Source organism: Vibrio sp. 10N.286.49.E11, from assembly GCF_041469505.1.
In the GTDB taxonomy this organism is placed as follows: domain Bacteria; phylum Pseudomonadota; class Gammaproteobacteria; order Enterobacterales; family Vibrionaceae; genus Vibrio; species Vibrio crassostreae_C.
Window position 1 is genome coordinate 1 of the sequence record NZ_JBFRKQ010000129.1, and the last position, 273, is coordinate 273.

The 273-nt window shown below is 43.6% G+C and carries 1 pseudogene; it reads right to left on the reverse strand.

The window, feature by feature from the left end:
- Positions 1 to 27: 27 nt before the first annotated feature.
- Positions 28 to 273 (reverse strand): annotated as a pseudogene (locus AB4167_RS22185) (aspartate-alanine antiporter); the annotation flags it as partial.

The window sequence follows — 273 nt, forward strand, 5'->3', positions numbered from 1 at the left end:
CGTCTTAGACTGACGTTATAGTCTGAATTACATACCAGCGTTGACGGAGATAATGCCGACGATGATTGGTCCCCAAAGGGTCAATAGCACGTTGGCTACTGCGTAAGTCACTGTGAATGAGAATACTGGAGTTGCATTGCCTGTTTTTTCCATCAATGCCGCAAACGCAGGGTTTGCACTTCGACCACCAGTCACACAACCAAGTGCTTCAATTGGGTTTTTGATTCTCAAAACAAAGTAAGAGAAGAAGAACGAAATAATCTGTGGAATGAT